Here is an 18,623-nt window from a genome sequence, read left to right on the forward strand (position 1 = left end):
TTTTTGGTTGCCCCAGGCACTGGTGACGGAAAGAAACAGGGTAACGGGCAGCGATTAATGATGTGGCGTTGTAAAAAATGGTTAAGCTCGGTTAAATCGTGATTTCCGTTTGGGGTTGTGTGGTAAGATACACGGGACGATTTTGACGAGAGAAAGGTACGAAAAATATGAAGCGCAATCAACATCCAGACGGTGGCCCATCATGGCGCGATAATGCTGTGGTGCAGTGGTTTAGCCGGTTATTGAGGACACTATGGCGGCACTTACGTCATTTTTGGCACCGATTCCAACTAACCCGGTGGCTTATCGTGATTATTTTGAGCGTTGTGTTGGTCATGAGTGCGTACCTAACGTTTGAGGCAAAGACGGACCACGTTGGTGACCTAAAGGCGGCGTTATCACAACCAACCACCATTTATGACCGTGATAATAAAAAGGCCGGTGAACTATACTCACAAAAAGGGACCTATGTGTCACTGGATAAGATCTCCCCAAACATCCAAAATGCGGTGTTATCAACGGAAGATCGTAATTTCTACCATGAACACGGGTATTCCGTGAAGGGACTTGGTCGGGCGGCCTTCTTATTGCTACGAAACAAGCTTCTCCACCGTGACTACATTAGTGGTGGGGGCTCAACGTTAACGCAACAGTTAGTCAAAAATGCGTACCTATCGCAGGAACAAACGGTTACGCGGAAGGCCAGAGAAATCTTTATTTCGATTGAAGTTGAAAACGTGTATTCCAAAGAGGATATCCTCGCCATGTACCTCAACAACGCCTACTTTGGCCACGGGGTCTGGGGTGTTGAAGATGCCTCAGAGCGGTATTTTGGCAAACATGCGTCAGCACTAACTGCACCCGAGGCGGCAGTGCTAGCCGGAATGTTGACGTCACCAAGCGGGTACAACCCTGTCGATCATCCGGAGGCTGCCAAGAAGCGGCGTAACGTGGTTCTTGATCTGATGGTGGAAAACAAGAAGTTAACCACAGCGCAGGCGGCCAGCTATAAACAAACTGCCTTAACAACAACGGATAATTACGCGGCGAATAGTTCATATAAATACCCGTATTTCTTTGATGCAGTGGTTGACGAGGCCATCTCCAAGTATGGTCTAACGGAATCCGACATTATGAACCGGGGGTACAAGATCTACACCACGTTGGATCAGTCACAACAGACCACCATGCAAACGTTGTTTAAAAATCCGGCCAACTTCCCGGCGAATGCGGCGGATGGCACCATGGTCCAGGCGGCAAGTATTGCGATGGATCCATCTGATGGTGGTGTGACAGCTGTTGTTGGGGGCCGGGGGGAGCACGTTTTCCGTGGCTTTAACCGTGCCACCCAGTCGCTGCGGTCACCTGGATCAACAATTAAACCATTTGCGGTGTACACACCGGCCATTGAGAATGGTTATTACTATGATTCAGAGCTACAGGATAAAAAGCAGTCGTATGGGGCCAATAACTACAGCCCAAGTAATTACGGTGACATTTATCGTGGTAAAGTGCCAATGTACCAAGCGCTTCAAAATAGTTATAATGCGCCAGCAGTTTGGTTATTAAACAAGATTGGGGTTCAAAAGGGGTATGATTCTGCCCAGAAGTTTGGCCTCGGTCTTGATAAATCTGATGATAACCTGGCGATGGCTCTTGGAGGCATTAAAAAAGGGGTTACACCACAAACCATGGCCCAGGCGTTCACAACGTTTGCCAATGGTGGAAAACTGACCCAGGCCCACTACATTACAAAGATTGTGGATGCTTCAGGAAAGACAATCGTTGATAATGAGTATGATCAACCAAAACAGATCATTAGTAAGAAAGTGGCCAATGAAATGACCAGTATGATGCTGGGCACGTTCTCTCACGGAACCGGGGTTTACGGCAAACCAGCTAACTACCAGGTTGCCGGTAAAACCGGGACGACCGAAGCAGATGGTGTGAGCGATTCAGCCGGGACCACGGATATGTGGGTCGATGGTTACACGCCAGACATCGTTGTGGTCAACTGGGAAGGCTTTGACCAGACCAGCAAGGGAGACCATTTGGATGTTCCGGATGGGTTAACCGTTGGGTCTTTATATAAGGCGGAAATGACGAGCATCATTCCAACAACAAATGAGACACAGTTTACGGTGAAGGACGCCAATACCCTCGCGGCCTCAGAAAATTCTGCTTCCAGTGATGGTGACATGTGGAGTAGCATTCAGGATGGCGCCGGTAAAGTCACTGATTCAATCGGTAAGGGCGCGGATTCCTTGGCGCAAAAAGCAAAAGGATTTTGGGATAAAGTGACCGGCAGTTTTGGCCACTAATCGGTTTAAGAATAAGGTAGCTGACGATGAAACGATAAAAGTCAGCTACCTCATTTTTTAACCCTCATTGAATGCTAAATTCCTGTTAAATTAGGCGAACAGCTGTTTTGATCCCTAGAGAAATGGTAAAATAGTGAAGTACTTTAATTGAGGAGGCTACCCATAATGGCAGCAGATATTTTAGCAGATGCAAAAACAATGGCAGGAACGTTAACTACTAGTGACGAATTTAAAGCATTAAGCGATGCTTATACAGCAATGAAGGCAAACCAAGATGCGTTTGACACCTTCAAAAAGTTCCAAGACATGCAAGTGACTTTGCAACAGAAGCAAATGCAAGGTCAGGACATGACTGAAGAAGAAATGAATGACGCACGTGAATTGGCCACTAAAGTTGGTGAATTCGAAGAAGTGAAGACGTTGATGCAAAAGGAAGAAGCAGTGAACAACTTGCTGAACGAATTGAACAACGTCATTACGAAACCAATCCAAGATTTATACCGCGACTCAGTGAACTAGGACCGGTACATGTGAACGGTGAGAACAAGTCTGGTCGTCGCGGGAGTTTCCGTGGCGGCTGGGCTTTTTTCGTCCAGTACGCACGTTAAATGAAAAAGGGGGGCTCACCATGAAGTTTATTCATGCAGCGGATCTACATTTAGACAGTCCGTTTTTAGGACTCAAACAGTTACCCCAATCGTTATGGGAACAAATTTATCAATCACCATTTACGGCGTTGACGCGCATGGTTGATGATGCGATTAATGAAAAAATCGATTTTATGCTGATCAGTGGTGATGTGTATGATCGACAAGATCGGGCCATTGGCGCGCAGGCGGCATTTTTGACGCAAATGAATCGTCTTGATCAGGCCAAAATTCCGGTTTATTTGAGTTATGGGAATCATGATTATTTAACCGGCACGACGGATACGTTGCAGTTGCCACCAAACGTTCATGCGTTTGATGAAACGGTTAGCACACAAACACTGACGACAACAGATCAAACAACGGTGGCCATTACCGGCTTTTCGTACGCGAACCGGGCGGTAACGACTGATATGATTCCTGATTACCCAGTTCGGCAACCTGGCGTGGATGTTGCCATTGGGATGCTTCATGGGTCCGTGGCCAGCGTCGATGCGCCCCACGCAACGTACGCGCCGTTTAGTCTTCCTGAATTGACCAGTAAACACTATGATTACTGGGCGTTAGGGCACATTCACAAACGGCAAGTTTTGCAGGAAACACCGTGGGTTATTTACGCCGGCAACCTTCAGGGGCGTCACGCAAACGAAACTGGTGCAAAGGGGTACTACCTTGTGACGGATGATCACGGCACACTAACACCGCAATTTCGGGCAGTGGCACCAGTTATTTGGCAAACGGTCACCGTTGATTGTTCACAAACGACCGATTCGGACGGGGTGTTAGCGGCCATTCAGGCGCAGTTAGTTGATGAGCAACAGACTGATGATTTAATGCTCGTTGCTGTGACGTTAACGAAGACCGCTGGGCTACCAGAGACGGTGCGCACCCGGTTGACTAACGATAGTCTGCTGACGGTTCTCCAGACACAACAGGTTCACCGGTTACAAAATGGTCATGGCCGAATGGTCGTTAGTTTACGGGTGGAAGAAATCGCGGCAACACCAGCGTTTAGTACATTGGACCAAACGTATTGGACGCAGGCCGCCGAATCCGTTTTTACGCCGGAAAACATTACGGCGCTTGCAGATCAGTTATTAGCAGAGACCGCGATTGACGATGCGGTCAAGATGGCCTCCGTGGCCGCCCTTAAAACGGCAGCAGAAACACTCATTAACCAAGAAAGCGTGGGGGATGAGCAATGAGAATCACACAAGTACACATTGACGGATTCGGGAAGTGGCAAAACGTGGACTTTACGTTTGATGACCACTTTCAAATGATTTATGGGGCAAACGAGGCTGGGAAAACAACCCTTCAACGGTTCATTCACGGCGTTTTGTTTGGCTTTGCAACGGGAAAGCATCCCGCCGAACAATACATCCCGAAGAGTGGTGCGGGGTACGGTGGGACGGTGACGTTTGTGGCAAATGACAAAAATCAGACGGTCTACCGTGTTCAACGAACAGCAGGGAAGAGCGGTGGTGATGTGACGTTACTAAACGTCACCACCAACACAACAGTGCCCGACACCCTGTTACCAGAATTGTTGGGTGGTGTTGATCAACAGTTTGCTGAATCAACGTTTAGTTTTGACCTTGCAGGGCTTCAAGCATTGACAGCGACCTCACAAGAAGCACTGATTGCAAATGTGCAACGGGTCGGGGCTGTCGGTAGTCAGGCATGGATCGAGCTCGCAGAACGGCTAACCAAGGCGGCGGATGACGTGTACAAACCACGTGGTCGGAAGCCGCGGCTTAACCAAGAGTTGGCAACGTATCATGATTTACAGGATCGGGTTCGTCAAGCAGCCGACCGGTACCCGGCGTTTGTTCAATTACAGCGTGAGATTCAGCAGGGCAACGCTAATGTGGCCGGCTTAACCAAGCAGGTCAGTGATCTTCGTCAGCAGCGCGACCAACTGGCGACGGTTCAGCGGTTGTGGCCAACGTACGAACATTATCAGGAGCTTCAAGCGGCGGCGCCAGCGTTAACGGCGCAAATCGATGATGACGTTTACAACGACTTTCTAGCAATTCGGGCTGAACACGAGTCGTTAAAAAAATCGTTGGAAGACCAGGCCCGTCAGTTAGCCGCAACTGATGATGCGCAATCACCAGAAACGGCATTTTACATTGACCACCGCACATCGTTTACAGATCAGGCGAAGCAGTTTGATCAGGTCCATGATTGGCTTCGGGAACGGCAGGCCGGGCGTGATCGGCGGACAACCATGACGACTAATCGCGACGAATTAGCGATGGTGCATCACTGGCAACCGCCATACCCGACACCACTAACATCAAACGAACGAACGGCTCTACAACAGCAATTGACGCATCAAAACACGGCGGATGGTTCGTCAGTTTCAAGTGCTCGCCAGTGGTGGGGCGTTGGTGCTGGCGGCGTCCTTGTGGTTTTGGGCTTACTAATGAGTAGTAGCATCAAATGGGGCTTTATCCTTGTCGGATTAGCGCTGGGGGTTGCCGGTTGGCAAGGTTGGTTGGCCGGCGTTACGGCGCGTGTGATGGGACAACCTGGTAGCAAACAACAGGTTGTTCCGCCCGTAGACATTCAAGAATTAGCCCAGAAGCACTATTTGACCGGAATCCCGGTTGCTGACTGGCTTAGTTTACAGGCTGATAGTGAGACGGTGACAACGCTAACCGAGCAAATTGATCAGTTAACAAAGCGCGACCATGAGTTAAACGATGAAGTGGGGCAGTACTTTAGCCGTTACGGTTTCGCTGATCAATGGTTACCACTAACACAGTTGTCAGCCGCTGACGCGTTAAGCCACGCGGAGGCGTACGAACGCCGAATGAGTGCGTTAGTGGCAACGGATTCCGCCCGTGCGGAACAACGCGTTAAGTTGATTCAAACAACTGAGCAAATGCAGGCGCGGCAAACTGAATTAACGACGCAACTTGGAACGCTCCTAGCAAAAGCAAACGTGGCGAACGCCGAGCAATTGGTGGCTGCTTATCAGGCACAACAGCAAGATCAGCAACGACAGGCCCAGCAAGCGGCACTCGGTGAACAGTTGACGCCGGCCATTCAAGCCCAGTTAGCCCAGTTTAGTGATCAGGCAGCGGTAACAGAAGCCGTTCAGGCGGCGACCACGGCGTATGCAACTGCTGTAGCCCAGCGGGAGCAAGCGCAACGACAAGTCGCTCAGCAACAAGCGCAGTTTACCCAGCAGGCCGAGCATGATGTTTATCCACAGTTACAACAGGAACTTGCGAACCAGACGACAACCATTGTTGATTTAAGTCGGCAGTGGTTGGTGAACCAACTGGCAGCGCAGTGGATTGATCAGTCATTAACGGCTGCTTCAAGTGACCGGTTACCGCTCATCATTGAACGAGCGGAGCAATACTTTGCGACGTTGACGCTCGGGCATTATCCTGAAATTAAATTAACGGGCACTGACCTCCAAGTGGTGACAACCACTGGGACCCGCTTTACGGTCGCCGAGCTATCACGCGGAACGGCAGAACAATTATACGTTGCCCTACGGTTGGGCTTTGCGAGTGTCATGGGTGACCGTGTGCCGTTGCCGTTAATTGTGGACGACGCGTTCGTTAACTTTGATGAGGAACGGCGAGCAGCCATGATAAGCTTGTTAAAGCAGTTTGCAGAGCAGATTCAGGTGCTGTACTTTACGGCAGATGAACGGTTGCTAGCAACGGTCACCACCGCCCAACAATTACGATTATCACGATAAAATTGATGTAAACGAGGAGAAGCAAAATGCCAGAAAAACAGTTAATGGCGTTCCAAGTGGATGAAGAATTTGATCTGTTTGTTTTGCTGAAGGGGGCTGATGTCCGGACAGCAAAGAACGGCAAACAGTTTATCCACCTAACGTTTGAAGATCAATCAGGCGAGTTAGCGGGAAACTTTTGGGATGCAAATGAACAAGACATTCAAACCTATGTTGCGGGACAAGTGGTGCTTGTCCACGGAAAAAAGGAATTGTATCAAGGACGCCCACAGCTCAAAATTTTAAACTTACGGTTGGCCAACGACAGCGAACCACATGACCCGTCAGTATTCGTCGCTCACGGACCAATGTCGCGCGCGGCGATGGAAGAAGAGATTTCAAACATTATTTTTGAGATCACAACGCCATCATGGAACCGGGTGGTGCGGACGCTGTTACAACGGCACGCAGATGACTTCTACAGCTTCCCAGCAGCCAAAAAGAACCACCATGCGTTTGCCGGCGGATTGGCGTACCACACAATTTCCATCGCCCGGCTTGCTAAAACGGTGGCCGATCTCCACCCGAATATTGATCGCTCCTTGCTGTACGCCGGGGCCTTGTTACATGACCTTGGAAAGACGACGGAACTATCAGGACCAGTGTCAACCACATACACTTTGGCAGGCAATTTGATCGGGCACATTGTCCTCATTGATGAAGAAATTGTTGATGTGTGTCACGAACTGCACTTTGATCCTGAAGATGAGGAATTGATCTTGCTCCGGCACATGATCCTGGCACACCATGGCCTAATGGAATACGGTTCGCCAGTTCGCCCCCACCTGTTGGAGGCGGAAGTGCTTCACGATTTGGATGAGTTAGATGCCAGCATTCAAATGATGACAACGGCCGTCGAACACACTGAACCGGGGGCCTTTTCCGAACGAATCTTTGGCCTGGACGGGCGCAACTTCTTTCGGCCAACGGCGGAAGAAACAAATGAACAACCAAAATAACAATTTATAAGACTACTTAAAAACGATCAGGGAATGATTCCCTGATCGTTTTTGCGTTGACCAGCTGGTTATTAATAATTCCTGTTATAATCAAGAAAACGCGGCCTAAGTAAGGGATAGTTAGTCATGAAAAGTGAACGTCAGCGTCAACAAACTGAAGCCAAAATTGAAACGGCAGTGGTTCAGCTTATTTCAAATAAAGGATTTAGAAAGATGAGCGTTAGGGACATTGTCGAAACGGCCCATATTAGTCGAGGCACCTTTTACTTACACTATTTAGATAAGTTTGATTTGTTGGAAAAGTTTGAAGACCGATTGATCAACGGTGTGGAAAGTGTCTTTGAAACATACGCGAAACGAGAAATGCCTAAAACTATTTTGCAAGCTGAGGATAACGCTTTTTATTGGCTCTTTAATTATTTAGATGCACACCGGCAACTAGTGAAGGCATTATTGAAGACACCAGAATCACAATTGGCCGATAAAATGAAGCAAGCAACGAAAGCTGAAATCACGAAGGGGGTCAGTGACGCGCCACAAGCGGCACCGGCGGCTGATTACAACATCCCGTCGGCATATGCTTGTGAAATTTTGGCCCAAAATGTGCTCGCAACAATTACTTATTGGTTACAAGATGAGCGGTCAGAAACAGTTGCTGACGTTTTCCAGATTTTTATCGCGAGCCACCAACTATCAGCCGTTGAATTAGCCCGGTTCGTTTAGAATCTTCCCAAAAATGAACACTTGGCGTCGTTTTGCACATTGAATCCCGATAAGTCCCCGACTAGGATAAGCCTTGAACCAAGCGTCAAATGGTTTACGAGGGGAAGGGATTTAAATGATTAAAAACGAGTGGAACCAATTATGGAAAAAGCCGGGATTGGTAGCAGCGTTACTTGCGATTGCGTTGATTCCCGCCATTTACTGCTTTCTCTATTTATCATCCATGTGGAATACGTACGGAAGGGTGGACCACATTCCGGTAGCGGTTGTTAATCATGATCAGGCGACAACCGTTCATGGACGGTCGATTGATATTGGCCGCCAGTTGACGAATAAACTTAACGATTCAAAGTCGATGGATTATCATGTTACAACAGCAAAGGCCGCACGTAAGGGGATTCGGACTGGTGACTATGACATGGTGGTGACGATCCCACATGATTTTTCTAAACGTGCAACGACGTTACTTACTAAAACACCGCAACCGGCCCTGCTCAAATTTACGATCAACTCAGGCCGCAATTTTATCGTTTCAAAGATGACAACTGGGGCGACAACAGCGATTCGAGCAAACGTTTCAAAGCAGGTAAGTCAAATGAACGTCGCCGCTTTGCTGAGCGCATTTAAGGGTGCCCAGGTAGGAATGGCAACGGCTGGGCAAAAAAGTGGCACCGTCACAGCGGGACTAACAAAAATTAGTCAGGGCTTGCAAACCGTGGATGGCGAAAATCAGAAACTAGACCAGCAGTTAGGGGCTAACCAAGCGGCACATGCAATTGCTGCTCAAACGGCGGGATTAACCGCGGGGACGCAGCAGGCGACCGCGGGCGAACAGTTGTTGACGAGTCATTTAACGAAGGGGGCCATTCAGTTGGCCCAAATTAAACAGACAAATAAGACGGCAAAAGTGTTGGCTTCACCCGTGGAATCATCTACAACGGATGTTGCAAAGGTTCCGAATAACGGAACCGGGATGGCACCATTCTCAATTGCCATTGGGGTCTTTGTGGGCGGCATTGGTCTTGGGACTATGTTTGATGCAAGCTATTCAAAGAAGCACACTGATTCAGCATGGTGGTAATGGTGCGGCAAATTTTCAATCATTGGTGCAGTTGGGCTTTTACAGGCAGGCGCTTTAATTCCGACATTGGCTTTCGGGAACGGGCTTCATGCTGTCAATGAAGGAAAACTCAGCGCCATGATTGTGTTGGGCGCGCTGACCTTCTTATCATTGATTTTCTGTTTGCGGGTGGTCTTGGGTGACTTTGGTACGTGGCTCATTACAATCTTACTGGTGGTCCAGCTCTCTGCGGCAGCCGGATTGTACCCGGTGGAATTAACGAGTAACTACGCCCGGATCATCAATCCGTACTTACCAATGACGTACCTCATTGATGGGCTTCGGCAGGGAATCTCATTGAACGGTGGGATTGGCGTTGATGTGTTGATGCTTTTGGGCGCACTGGTGCTTGCAAACGGGTTGATCATTGTAAAATACGCCATGGATCGGCGGAAAAGTAAGGTTCAAAAGACAACTGGTAAAGTCCTTAAAGCAGGTGTGGTTTAGTTAGACAGGACGGCTAGTGCTCAGTGAATGTTAATCCATAGGAAAACCCCAAAAGTTATCACTAACTTTTGGGGTTTTATACTGCCACTAAGACGGGATTTCACTGACGGCAAAATAATGACCTTCAGGATCCGCAAAGTTAAAGCTGCGTTGTTGATTGTGCACACTGATGGCACCAGTTGATGGGCTAACCGTGCGGATCTGGTGGTAGAGGGCATCAAAATGTGACGTTTGGAATAAGAGCGATGGCGAATTTAACGCCACTTCTGGGGAAGTCGTCTGAATAAAGTGTTGATCAAACAGACACAAATCAACCTCGTTCAAAATTGTGAGCGTTACACTTTCAGACCCGTCAGGCATATTCTGACGGTGGGTCACTTCTGCGCTCACCGCGTGTTGCCAAAAAGTGGCCATGGCCGGCACGTCGTTAACGTACAACATAATTTGAATGTGCGTAATGGATGGCATGTGACAAACCTTTCTGGCTAACGTTATTTAGCCGCGCTTGGATCAATAATTAAGGCAACGTCATCGTCGATCTGTTCACTTTCATCAGAAAGGCGAATGGTGTGCATCAACGTGTTAAAGTCGGCTTGCAAGTGGTGACCGAGAAATTCGCCGGAATAGTCTTTGTAATGGACGGGGCCCAGATTAGATGGCAGCGTGGCTTGATAATCGGTGATGTCTGCGTCTTCACCCACAACAATCAATTGAAAGGAAATTTGAAGCGCCATTAACCCATGATGTGAATAGGGGCCAACGCCGTCATCGTAGCTCAATAATAAGCGGTTGCCCTTAATCAGTAGGGGGTTGATTTTAGCTAAAACAGCGTCACTAAAGGTTAATTCATGTGTTGTTGCCATAATAACGCACCTCCGATAAATGAATGGTTTAAAACAGCCATATTGTCGGCTAACTTTGAAAAGAATGCAAGCATATCAACACTGCGATCTTAACCGGCGGTGATTTTGGGCCTTCGCCATGCAAAAAAGCGCCGAAACCTAAGGAGGTTTCGGCGCTCTTATTTAGAAAACGAATTATTTTGAAGTGGATGAAGATGAAGTTGATGTGTATTGTGATAAGACATCCTTCAAGTCATTGTCCTTGATGGAAACATTGGCTTTCTTCAATTCCTTAGAGATAACGGATTGAAGAACCGTCCCACCATTGCTGGTATCCATGTCTTGGTCCCAGATTTGGTTCTTTAAGTCCTGCTTGTGATCTTTCCAAGTTCCCTTAGAAGGCTTGTCAAGCATCTTGATGACGTAGTAGCTCTTTGTCCCAGTGGTTGAGCTTGTGTCAGCAACAGGACTAGTGGTGTATTCACCATTCTTCAGCTTGAAGGCTGCTGTTTTAATGGAGTCATCAACAGAAGAAGTGGCGTTATCGAACTTGCCGACTTTTCCGCCCTTGTTCTTTGTGCTGGAGTCTTCAGAGTACTTCTTAGCAACGGTACTAAAGCTGTCTCCGTTGTTTAAAGCGTCAATGGCTTTTTGAGCCTTGTCCTTAGAAGAAGTAACGATGATGGCTGTTTGGACTTTAGGTTCCCAGTCTTTGAACTGTTTCTTCAGGTCAGAGTCAGAAATCTTCACGTCGTTCTTAACAGCTTCACGTAACAACAGGTTTAAACGCAACGTGTCTTTTAAGCCAGAAGCGGTCATTCCTTGTTGTTCTAACATGCTACTAAAGCTTGAGCCGTATTGTTTCTTCAGGGCATCGTATTGCTTAGTAACCTTCTTGTCAGAAACCTTGTCGCCGTATTTCTTTTCAAGAACCTTCTTGATGATCATCTGTTGCAGAACTTGCTTACCCTGACTTGTCGTCTTCATGCTTGAGTAATATTCGTCCTGAGTAACTTTACCACCATCAGTTGTTGCCACTGTTTTGTTACCACAAGCGGCTAAGGAAAGGGCCATCAAGAGGCCAGCAGGAATAAGTAACCATTTTTTCATAAAAAGTTCACATCCAATTCGTTTTTTAGTTGAGTCTAATGAATCACACAAAGCATATCTTAACATAGATTAAGCTGAAAGTAGAATGCCTGCGCGCCCTTAACAGAAACTTTGCTTTGGGTTAAGTTTCGCTTAAGGAATCTTCCGTTTAGTGGGGGAGACGGTTGGTAAGATCATTAAGATCCTGGTTGAGTTGGTCCACACCTTCCTGAAGAACTTTTTGGTGTGCGTCAACCTTGAACTGGAACCGGTCCACGGACTTTTGAATGTCGGTGATGGTTTCTTGAGCCTGAGTTGCGGTTGCCGATAGTTGGTTCACGTTGTTGTTGAGCCGTTTTATTGCCTTTGTGAAATCCGTTGTGGATTGGATGAGGTCACGAATCGGATCAGTGAGTTTGTTAAACATGGGCTACGCCTCCATGTGATCAATGATGTGTTGTTGCAGCGCTTTGTAGGCATCGTCATCATATTGAGCGCTATTATCCTTGAAAATCATTTTGAAATCATCGTGGTCACTGTAACGGGGAACTAAGTGAAAGTGTGAGTGAAAGACTGATTGGTACGCCACGGCACCGTTGTTATTAACGATGTTCATGGCCACGATGTCAGGGTTAGAATCGCGGACGGCCCGGGCAATCTTCGGGATTTTTGCAAAGACGCGCTGCGCAAGTGCCTCATCATAAGCAAAAATGTCAGGGATGTGTGTCTTAGGAATAACGAGTGTGTGACCAGGGGTGCCCTGTGAGATATCCAAAAAGGCCTTGACGTCATCATCCTCGTAAACCGTATAGCTCGGGATATCACCCTTAATAATTTTACAGAATAGACAGTTATCATCTAACATTGTGGAGCCTCCTCAGTTAATCGTGATTACCCCAATTATACACATCAATGGAGAGAACGAAAAGTTTTGCGTCGGGGGTGGGAAGCGGCGTTTGATGGCCGTCATCACGGGGTGAGGTATGCTATAATCGGAGCAACGATTTTTCTTTGTGAAAGGACATCATTATGGGTATTGAAGTCAACCACCTTGTGGGAGGTTATTCACAAGTACCAGTGTTAAAAGACGTGACATTTCGCGTGAATGACGGGGAGATTGTCGGCTTGATCGGGTTAAACGGTGCCGGGAAATCAACCACCATTAATCACATTATTGGGTTATTAACGCCGCAACGTGGACAAATCAAACTGGGCGGTGTGACGTTAACCGATGACCCGGTGGCGTATAAACAACAAATTGCGTACATTCCGGAGTTGCCGGTATTGTACGATGAATTGACGTTGGAAGAGACGCTGACATTAACAATGCATGCGTACGGACTCGATCCAGAACAGACCTGGCCACGGGCTCACGAATTATTAAAATTGTTTCGGTTAGACAATAAGCTAACCTGGTTCCCCGTGAACTTTTCAAAGGGGATGAAACAAAAGGTGATGATCGTGAATGCGTTCATGACGCAGGCCAGTGTCTTCATTATTGATGAACCATTTTTGGGGCTGGACCCGGTTGCAGTTCACGATCTCTTAGATTTGATTCAGGCAGCAAAAGACCGTGGGGCAGCCATTTTAATGTCGACCCACGTTCTTGCAAACGCTGAATTATATTGTGACCGGTTCGTCTTACTGCACCAAGGTGAGGTTCGGGTCGCTGGGACATTACCAGAACTGCGGGCGGCCTTCCCAGACGCCGGGGAATCCCTAGATGAAATTTACCTTGCGCTGGCCAATGGTGAGCGCGATGAATGAGTTAAGCCGGTTGTTTTCACAGCGGTTGTCTCGTCACGGAAACATGCTGCTGAAGTATCTGCGCCTCGTTTTCACAGATCACTTTGTTATCGCACTGTTCTTCTTTTTCGGTGCGTTGGGCTTTGCCTATCAAAACGGATTGAAGTCCTTAACAGCAGGCGTTTGGTGGGGACCCATTCTAACCGTTATTGTCCTGACGGCCGGCAGTCAGTTGGGGCGATTAGCAACGCTGATTGAACCAGCCGACGCGGTTTTATTGTTACCAGCAGAGGCACCACTCCACACGTATCTGCGTCACGCACGTAATTACAGTTTGTTAATGGCGAGCGTGATTCAAGTGGTGATCGGTGTTATCCTCGTGCCATTTATGGGGCAAGCAGACCAACTGAGCTTGCTTTCAGCCGGGCTCATGATCGTCACCCAGATCTTGGTTAAAGCGGCATGGATGAACTTAGCATTGCGCCAAACCGTTCAGCAAACACGCTTAACGGTTGGATGGGCGCGGTGCTTGAACTGGATCGTTCCATTAGTGATTTTTGCAAGCGGTGTATGGCTTTCAGCCTGGTTAGCAGTCGGGTTGGGAATCCTTGCTGTCGCCTTGACCAGTTTTGGACTACGCCAACCGTGGGTGCGTGGCCAACTGGCCTGGCATGTGCTTGTGGATGAAGAATCCAGCCGGATGATGTTGTTATACCGGTTCTTCAATCTGTTTACAGACGTTCCTCAGGTTAAAGCAACGGTTAAACGGCGCCGGTATTTGGACCCACTGTGGCGGATGATCGTTGGTCGATCAACCAATCCATACCTCTATCTATTTACCCGTGGGTTGGGCCGCGACAGTGATACATTCGGTTTGGTGGTGCGGCTTACCGTTATTGGCATGGTCATTTTGATCTTTGTTCATAGTCAGGTGATCAGCCTGATCGTGATGCTTTTGGCGGTCTATCTAATTGGCTTTCAGTTATTGCCATTTTACGGGCAGTACGCAGGCAAGGTGTTCACGCACCTTTATCCGGTGACCACTGCCATGCAGTTAGCGGCCTTTCGCCGGGTGTTAACGGTGCTGTTAACATTGACGGCGGTTGCACTGGTGGCCGTTGACGCCAGCGTGAATTGGTCCTGGGTGCGGCTTGGCACCGATATTTTCGCCTTAGGCTTAGAATTAATCATCTTCGTTGGTTGGTACAGTCGCTTACGATTGAAGAAGATGGCAATGTAATGACATTATTTAGCGACCTTAATTAAGGAGAATAAGTATGCGCGTTAGAAACAAACCATGGGCGGACGAGCTGATCGCCGCTAATCCACAAGCAATCGTTTTGGAACCCGTGAATCATCGGGGCCACTGGCAGGACCGCTTCGAACGGGAACAGCCGCTGCAAGTTGAAATTGGGACTGGTAAGGGGCAATTTTTAATTGGCATGGCAAAGGCCCATCCAGAACGAAACTTTGTCGGGATCGAGTTACAAAAATCTGTGCTGGGAGCCGCATTAAAACGGTCGCTGCCAGAAGCATTGCCAAATCTTCAGTGGGTGCTAGCAGACGGACAGGGGATTGAAAACTTTTTTGAACCCTTGGAAGTAGATCATCTGTATTTGAATTTCTCTGATCCATGGCCAAAGACGCGTCATGAAAAACGGCGGTTAACATCACCGACCTTTTTAGCCAGTTACGTTGCTGTTTTAGGGATCGGTGGCGCAATTCAGTTTAAGACGGATAATCGGCATTTGTTCGAATATTCGTTGATGAGCATGGCCAACTTCGGGATGAAACTGACGGAAGTTTCCTTAGATCTGCACACAGACGTTGCGGCAAGTGATGGCCAGTTTGAAAACGTAGAAACGGAATACGAACAAAAATTTGCTGCCAAGGGCCAACCAATTTACCGGCTGGTGGCACAGTTTGTTCCAACAGAAAAATAACGGTGAATGAGCCGTTCTTAAATGACGCTTTTCTTAATGATAAGGAAGGGCGTCTTTTTTGTGGTCATCTTCTCATCAACATGGGCGCCCGGACTTTTAACGAAAATGACGTGATATGGCTTGCAATCAACAAACCCGGGGGGTATAAAGAACTTAATTAAAGGGACGAGGAGGAACCATAATGAAACGCTTAATGAGCGCTTTTCATGCACGAAATGGCGCCATCGCGCTTTTTTTTCGTGATCGGCCATTAATGGCTGTTATTCGCCACGCACTAACCATCCTCTTTCCGTTTGTCATGATGGATGTTTTGCTTAACTGGATCAACGAAGCCTGGCTTCGGCCAGACGGCTTTTATTTTCAAATTTTCCACTTTCAGGCCCTTGGTGAGAAGTTGCTGATTGCAAGTGATTTGTTAACCGACCTGGTGATCATGCTAAACGTTGTGGTCAGTATTTGTGCTGCTTATCTTGTGGGGTACTACTACGCTGAAATGTGTCGCCGGGATAAGATGACCACTGGGTTAGCAAGTGCCGCCGCATATATGATTTTGAATTATGATTATCGGAGCGCAGATAACCTGTTTTTGTTTAATAACTTCGGGTTGCGCGGCTTATTTTTAGCGTTTGTGACCGGAATTATTGTCGGAATGATTTTTCGCTTGCCGTTGACGCGGCACCTTCCAAAAATCGAACAATTAACGGACGATGACCGGGTCTTCGCGCGGTCTCAACGCATGTTTATCCCATTGGCGTTGGTGCTGATGCTATTTATGCTCTTGGGCTGGTTGATCAGCCTGGTTACAACACAGGGACCACTAGGGATTTTAAACGAGGGGCTGGCGGCCATTACGGTTGGGAACGCAACCACTCGGGTTCCGGCGATTTTGCTTTCGGCCATTATTAGTAATCTCTTGATGTTTATCGGGCTGGCGAGTCCCATTGCACAGCCACGGTTGATTAATTACTCGACGTTTTCTGGCGCTAACGCTCAATTTGCCCAGGCGCACCACACGTCCTTTGGGGCACCATATCCGATCACGTTACATACGTTGTACGATGTGTTTGGAAACATTGGTGGTGTTGGTGGGTTATTAGCATTGGCAATTGCCATTATTTTAGTCGGGATTACCCATCGTGAGCGACGGGTTGCTTACCGATCACTGTTACCTGCATTGTCAAACCTATCGGGAATTGGCTTAGTTGGGTTGCCTGTGATTTTCAATTCGATTTATCTGATTCCGATGGTCTTTGTGCCGGTCATCAACATGGTGGTTGGGGCAATTTTAATTAAGACAAAGGTGATTCCACCGGTCGTTTATCGAATTCCGTGGACGACACCGGGCGTGTTGCAAGGATACGTGGGAACCGGGGGCGACATCAAAACGTTGATCGTCGCGTTTGTCTTGTTCATCGTGGATGTGGCGTTGTTTATTCCGTTTGTTAAAAATGGTAATCGTCTGCAGGCCTTATTGATTCAGCGTGACCGGGCAAAGAAAGCCAAGGCAAAAGGAGACGACCATGAAGATTAAACGAACTCGGTGGGGCGTGTTAGGCGCATTTGTTCTCTTTCTGGTGCTCATTGTTGTGTGCACCGTGCCATGGGTTACCCATACAGTGACAAAGCCACGGGCCATCCGTGAGTCGCAAATGTCCCCGGTGATTTTTATTCCTGGATCATCAGCTGGTCAAAATCGGTTTGACGACCTGATCAAAACAATTAATTCTGGGAAGGCGAACCCGAACCAGCAGGGAAACAAGCAACCAGTGCAGCACAGTGTGGTTAAGGTAACGGTCAAAACTGATAACACGCTGCGGGTCACTGGTCATGTGCGGGCTGGTGATAACGCACCATTCTTTGTTGTGGCGTTTGAGAACAATAAGGATGGGTACAGCAATATTAAGAAACAGGCAAAATGGTTTAACACAGCCTTTTTGTACTTAGCAAAGACCTATAACTTCAATAACTTCTCTGGTTATGGCCACTCGAACGGGGGCCTCATTTACACCCTCTTTTTAGAGAATTACTTCAACCAGTCTAAATTCAAGATGCACGAGTTAATGATGTTGGGGTCACCGTTTAACCTTGAAGATAAGGATCAAACTAAACGGGTTGACATGTTAAATGATATGGTTGATAACCGGAATAAATTACCAAAGGCCCTTAATGTTTATCTCGTCGCGGGCACGGAAAATTACACCAGTGACGGGATTGTGCCGGTTGAAAGTGTGTACGCGGGTAAGTATGTTTATCAGGACCAGGTGGCTCATTTTACTGAACTAACGGTCACCGGGAGTGACGCGGAACATACCGATTTGCCGCAGAACAAGCAAATCGTGACGCTAATGTCGCAAAACTTGCTTCAGTTCCAGGGTGCCCGGTTCCGGCAGCCACAGTCAACAGGGACGACTAATCAAAAGACTAATGTAGGTGACCTTAATGATCAGTCATCCTCAAAAAAGTAAGCGATGATGATCTAAATCGTGATTAAGAACGGCGGTAACATAAAATGGCTGCTTCCCAAAACTTGGGAAGCAGCCATTTTATGTTATTGAGCAGAATTATTTAACGCGCTATGAAAGGGGCGTGGCCACTTTCCATACATCGAGAACTTTACCGGAGTAAATGTCGGCTAAGAACGCATAAACAACTGTGTGGTGATTCTCTTGACGAGTTACGCCACCGCGGTAGACGAGGACGTCAGACGCCCGTTTTTTAAACGGAACGGGCCGGTGCTCGATCCATGATCCGTCCAGATCACCGGTCTTTTGAAATGATGTTTTAACTTTGGCGAGGATTCGGTCGGGGTGTTTGACATGGATGGCTTGAATGGCTGATCCAATGGCAAATCCGGCGCTGATACCGGCACCGGCCAAGAGTGCTAAACGGCGGTAATAATGGTCATTTGTCACAATGATTCCTCCTAAACGTGTTAATGAATGTTCATAGTGTACACCAAAAGCGCGAATATAAAAAATTGTTCACCACTAAGTTGCTGACATAGGACGGTTGACAGACTG

Annotated in this window: 18 protein-coding genes and 1 pseudogene; 13 read left to right on the forward strand and 6 right to left on the reverse strand. The window is 47.7% G+C overall.

All coding sequences use genetic code 11. The features are described from left to right. Positions 1 to 167 precede the first annotated feature (167 nt). The 8 genes and pseudogenes from ACRYI5_RS00695 to ACRYI5_RS00730 all read left to right on the forward strand — a co-directional run. Positions 168 to 2,321 (forward strand): PBP1A family penicillin-binding protein, encoded by a 2,154-nt coding sequence (locus ACRYI5_RS00695; RefSeq protein WP_448223893.1) that lies wholly within the window; start codon positions 168 to 170, stop codon positions 2,319 to 2,321. 165 nt (positions 2,322 to 2,486) lie between these two features. Then, positions 2,487 to 2,840 carry a YlbF family regulator gene (locus ACRYI5_RS00700; protein WP_448223894.1) on the forward strand — a complete coding sequence of 118 codons (354 nt, stop codon included), beginning with the start codon at positions 2,487 to 2,489 and terminating at the stop codon, positions 2,838 to 2,840. Positions 2,841 to 2,949: 109 nt separating this feature from the next. Further along, a complete protein-coding gene (locus tag ACRYI5_RS00705) occupies positions 2,950 to 4,173 on the forward strand; it encodes a metallophosphoesterase family protein (RefSeq protein ID WP_448223895.1) in 1,224 nt (407 codons plus the stop codon). Further along, complete coding sequence (locus ACRYI5_RS00710; RefSeq protein WP_448223896.1) at positions 4,170 to 6,695, forward strand: AAA family ATPase; 2,526 nt, start codon at positions 4,170 to 4,172, stop codon at positions 6,693 to 6,695. The genes ACRYI5_RS00705 and ACRYI5_RS00710 overlap by 4 nt, the downstream gene beginning before the upstream one ends. A gap of 26 nt (positions 6,696 to 6,721) precedes the next feature. Further along, positions 6,722 to 7,693, forward strand: coding sequence for a 3'-5' exoribonuclease YhaM family protein (locus ACRYI5_RS00715; protein WP_448223897.1), 972 nt, complete (start codon positions 6,722 to 6,724; stop codon positions 7,691 to 7,693). Positions 7,694 to 7,819: 126 nt separating this feature from the next. Next, complete coding sequence (locus ACRYI5_RS00720) at positions 7,820 to 8,416, forward strand: TetR/AcrR family transcriptional regulator (RefSeq protein ID WP_448223898.1); 597 nt, start codon at positions 7,820 to 7,822, stop codon at positions 8,414 to 8,416. 115 nt (positions 8,417 to 8,531) lie between these two features. After that, positions 8,532 to 9,497, forward strand: a complete 966-nt coding sequence (locus tag ACRYI5_RS00725) for a YhgE/Pip domain-containing protein (RefSeq protein ID WP_448223899.1) — start codon at positions 8,532 to 8,534, stop codon at positions 9,495 to 9,497. Positions 9,498 to 9,509: 12 nt separating this feature from the next. After that, a pseudogene (locus ACRYI5_RS00730) lies at positions 9,510 to 9,983 on the forward strand (YhgE/Pip family protein); the annotation flags it as partial. Between the two features lie 87 nt (positions 9,984 to 10,070). Here the strand turns inward: ACRYI5_RS00730 and ACRYI5_RS00735 are convergent. From ACRYI5_RS00735 to ACRYI5_RS00755, 5 genes are all read right to left on the reverse strand, one after another. Next, positions 10,071 to 10,451, reverse strand: a complete 381-nt coding sequence (locus tag ACRYI5_RS00735) for a VOC family protein (RefSeq protein WP_448223900.1) — start codon at positions 10,449 to 10,451, stop codon at positions 10,071 to 10,073. Positions 10,452 to 10,474: 23 nt separating this feature from the next. Beyond that, positions 10,475 to 10,846, reverse strand: coding sequence for an iron-sulfur cluster biosynthesis family protein (locus ACRYI5_RS00740; protein WP_448223901.1), 372 nt, complete (start codon positions 10,844 to 10,846; stop codon positions 10,475 to 10,477). 174 nt (positions 10,847 to 11,020) lie between these two features. Next, the gene (locus ACRYI5_RS00745) at positions 11,021 to 11,935 is read right to left on the reverse strand and encodes a peptidylprolyl isomerase (protein WP_407880134.1); all 915 of its coding nucleotides are present in this window, start codon (positions 11,933 to 11,935) and stop codon (positions 11,021 to 11,023) included. A 148-nt stretch (positions 11,936 to 12,083) separates the two neighbouring features. Continuing rightward, entirely contained in the window at positions 12,084 to 12,341 is a 258-nt protein-coding gene (locus tag ACRYI5_RS00750) for a hypothetical protein (RefSeq protein WP_448223902.1), read from the reverse strand. A gap of 3 nt (positions 12,342 to 12,344) precedes the next feature. Then, positions 12,345 to 12,779: an HIT family protein gene (locus ACRYI5_RS00755; protein WP_448223903.1), complete on the reverse strand. Its 435-nt coding sequence runs from the start codon at positions 12,777 to 12,779 to the stop codon at positions 12,345 to 12,347. A gap of 164 nt (positions 12,780 to 12,943) precedes the next feature. Between ACRYI5_RS00755 and ACRYI5_RS00760 the strand changes: the two genes are divergently transcribed. The 5 genes from ACRYI5_RS00760 (at position 12,944) to ACRYI5_RS00780 (ending at position 18,068) form a co-directional block, all read left to right on the forward strand. Beyond that, entirely contained in the window at positions 12,944 to 13,681 is a 738-nt protein-coding gene (locus ACRYI5_RS00760) for an ABC transporter ATP-binding protein (protein WP_448223904.1), read from the forward strand. Continuing rightward, positions 13,638 to 14,900 (forward strand): ABC transporter permease, encoded by a 1,263-nt coding sequence (locus ACRYI5_RS00765; RefSeq protein WP_448223905.1) that lies wholly within the window; start codon positions 13,638 to 13,640, stop codon positions 14,898 to 14,900. The genes ACRYI5_RS00760 and ACRYI5_RS00765 overlap by 44 nt, the downstream gene beginning before the upstream one ends. Before the next feature lie 37 nt (positions 14,901 to 14,937). Beyond that, a complete protein-coding gene (gene trmB / locus ACRYI5_RS00770) occupies positions 14,938 to 15,603 on the forward strand; it encodes a tRNA (guanosine(46)-N7)-methyltransferase TrmB (RefSeq protein ID WP_407880126.1) in 666 nt (221 codons plus the stop codon). Between the two features lie 181 nt (positions 15,604 to 15,784). Next, positions 15,785 to 17,134: a hypothetical protein gene (locus ACRYI5_RS00775; protein ID WP_448223906.1), complete on the forward strand. Its 1,350-nt coding sequence runs from the start codon at positions 15,785 to 15,787 to the stop codon at positions 17,132 to 17,134. Beyond that, positions 17,124 to 18,068 carry an alpha/beta hydrolase gene (locus tag ACRYI5_RS00780; RefSeq protein ID WP_448223907.1) on the forward strand — a complete coding sequence of 315 codons (945 nt, stop codon included), beginning with the start codon at positions 17,124 to 17,126 and terminating at the stop codon, positions 18,066 to 18,068. Before ACRYI5_RS00775 ends, ACRYI5_RS00780 begins: the two co-directional genes overlap by 11 nt. A gap of 108 nt (positions 18,069 to 18,176) precedes the next feature. On the opposite strand, the gene ACRYI5_RS00785 is transcribed toward ACRYI5_RS00780, so the two are convergent. Next, on the reverse strand, positions 18,177 to 18,515 hold the full coding sequence (locus tag ACRYI5_RS00785; RefSeq protein WP_448223908.1) for a hypothetical protein: 339 nt from the start codon (positions 18,513 to 18,515) through the stop codon (positions 18,177 to 18,179). Positions 18,516 to 18,623: the final 108 nt, after the last annotated feature.

It is taken from the genome of Furfurilactobacillus sp. WILCCON 0119, from assembly GCF_053471565.1.

What these genes read in the sequence shown, in the direction of transcription:
- ACRYI5_RS00695 (WP_448223893.1), top strand. Translation starts at nt 168, where the DNA reads ATGAAGCGCAATCAACATCCAGACGGTGGCCCATCATGGCGCGATAAT.
- ACRYI5_RS00700 (WP_448223894.1), top strand. Translation starts at nt 2,487, where the DNA reads ATGGCAGCAGATATTTTAGCAGATGCAAAAACAATGGCAGGAACGTTA.
- ACRYI5_RS00705 (WP_448223895.1), top strand. Translation starts at nt 2,950, where the DNA reads ATGAAGTTTATTCATGCAGCGGATCTACATTTAGACAGTCCGTTTTTA.
- ACRYI5_RS00710 (WP_448223896.1), top strand. Translation starts at nt 4,170, where the DNA reads ATGAGAATCACACAAGTACACATTGACGGATTCGGGAAGTGGCAAAAC.
- ACRYI5_RS00715 (WP_448223897.1), top strand. Translation starts at nt 6,722, where the DNA reads ATGCCAGAAAAACAGTTAATGGCGTTCCAAGTGGATGAAGAATTTGAT.
- ACRYI5_RS00720 (WP_448223898.1), top strand. Translation starts at nt 7,820, where the DNA reads ATGAAAAGTGAACGTCAGCGTCAACAAACTGAAGCCAAAATTGAAACG.
- ACRYI5_RS00725 (WP_448223899.1), top strand. Translation starts at nt 8,532, where the DNA reads ATGATTAAAAACGAGTGGAACCAATTATGGAAAAAGCCGGGATTGGTA.
- ACRYI5_RS00735 (WP_448223900.1), bottom strand. Translation starts at nt 10,451, where the DNA reads ATGCCATCCATTACGCACATTCAAATTATGTTGTACGTTAACGACGTG.
- ACRYI5_RS00740 (WP_448223901.1), bottom strand. Translation starts at nt 10,846, where the DNA reads ATGGCAACAACACATGAATTAACCTTTAGTGACGCTGTTTTAGCTAAA.
- ACRYI5_RS00745 (WP_407880134.1), bottom strand. Translation starts at nt 11,935, where the DNA reads ATGAAAAAATGGTTACTTATTCCTGCTGGCCTCTTGATGGCCCTTTCC.
- ACRYI5_RS00750 (WP_448223902.1), bottom strand. Translation starts at nt 12,341, where the DNA reads ATGTTTAACAAACTCACTGATCCGATTCGTGACCTCATCCAATCCACA.
- ACRYI5_RS00755 (WP_448223903.1), bottom strand. Translation starts at nt 12,779, where the DNA reads ATGTTAGATGATAACTGTCTATTCTGTAAAATTATTAAGGGTGATATC.
- ACRYI5_RS00760 (WP_448223904.1), top strand. Translation starts at nt 12,944, where the DNA reads ATGGGTATTGAAGTCAACCACCTTGTGGGAGGTTATTCACAAGTACCA.
- ACRYI5_RS00765 (WP_448223905.1), top strand. Translation starts at nt 13,638, where the DNA reads ATGAAATTTACCTTGCGCTGGCCAATGGTGAGCGCGATGAATGAGTTA.
- trmB (WP_407880126.1), top strand. Translation starts at nt 14,938, where the DNA reads ATGCGCGTTAGAAACAAACCATGGGCGGACGAGCTGATCGCCGCTAAT.
- ACRYI5_RS00775 (WP_448223906.1), top strand. Translation starts at nt 15,785, where the DNA reads ATGAAACGCTTAATGAGCGCTTTTCATGCACGAAATGGCGCCATCGCG.
- ACRYI5_RS00780 (WP_448223907.1), top strand. Translation starts at nt 17,124, where the DNA reads ATGAAGATTAAACGAACTCGGTGGGGCGTGTTAGGCGCATTTGTTCTC.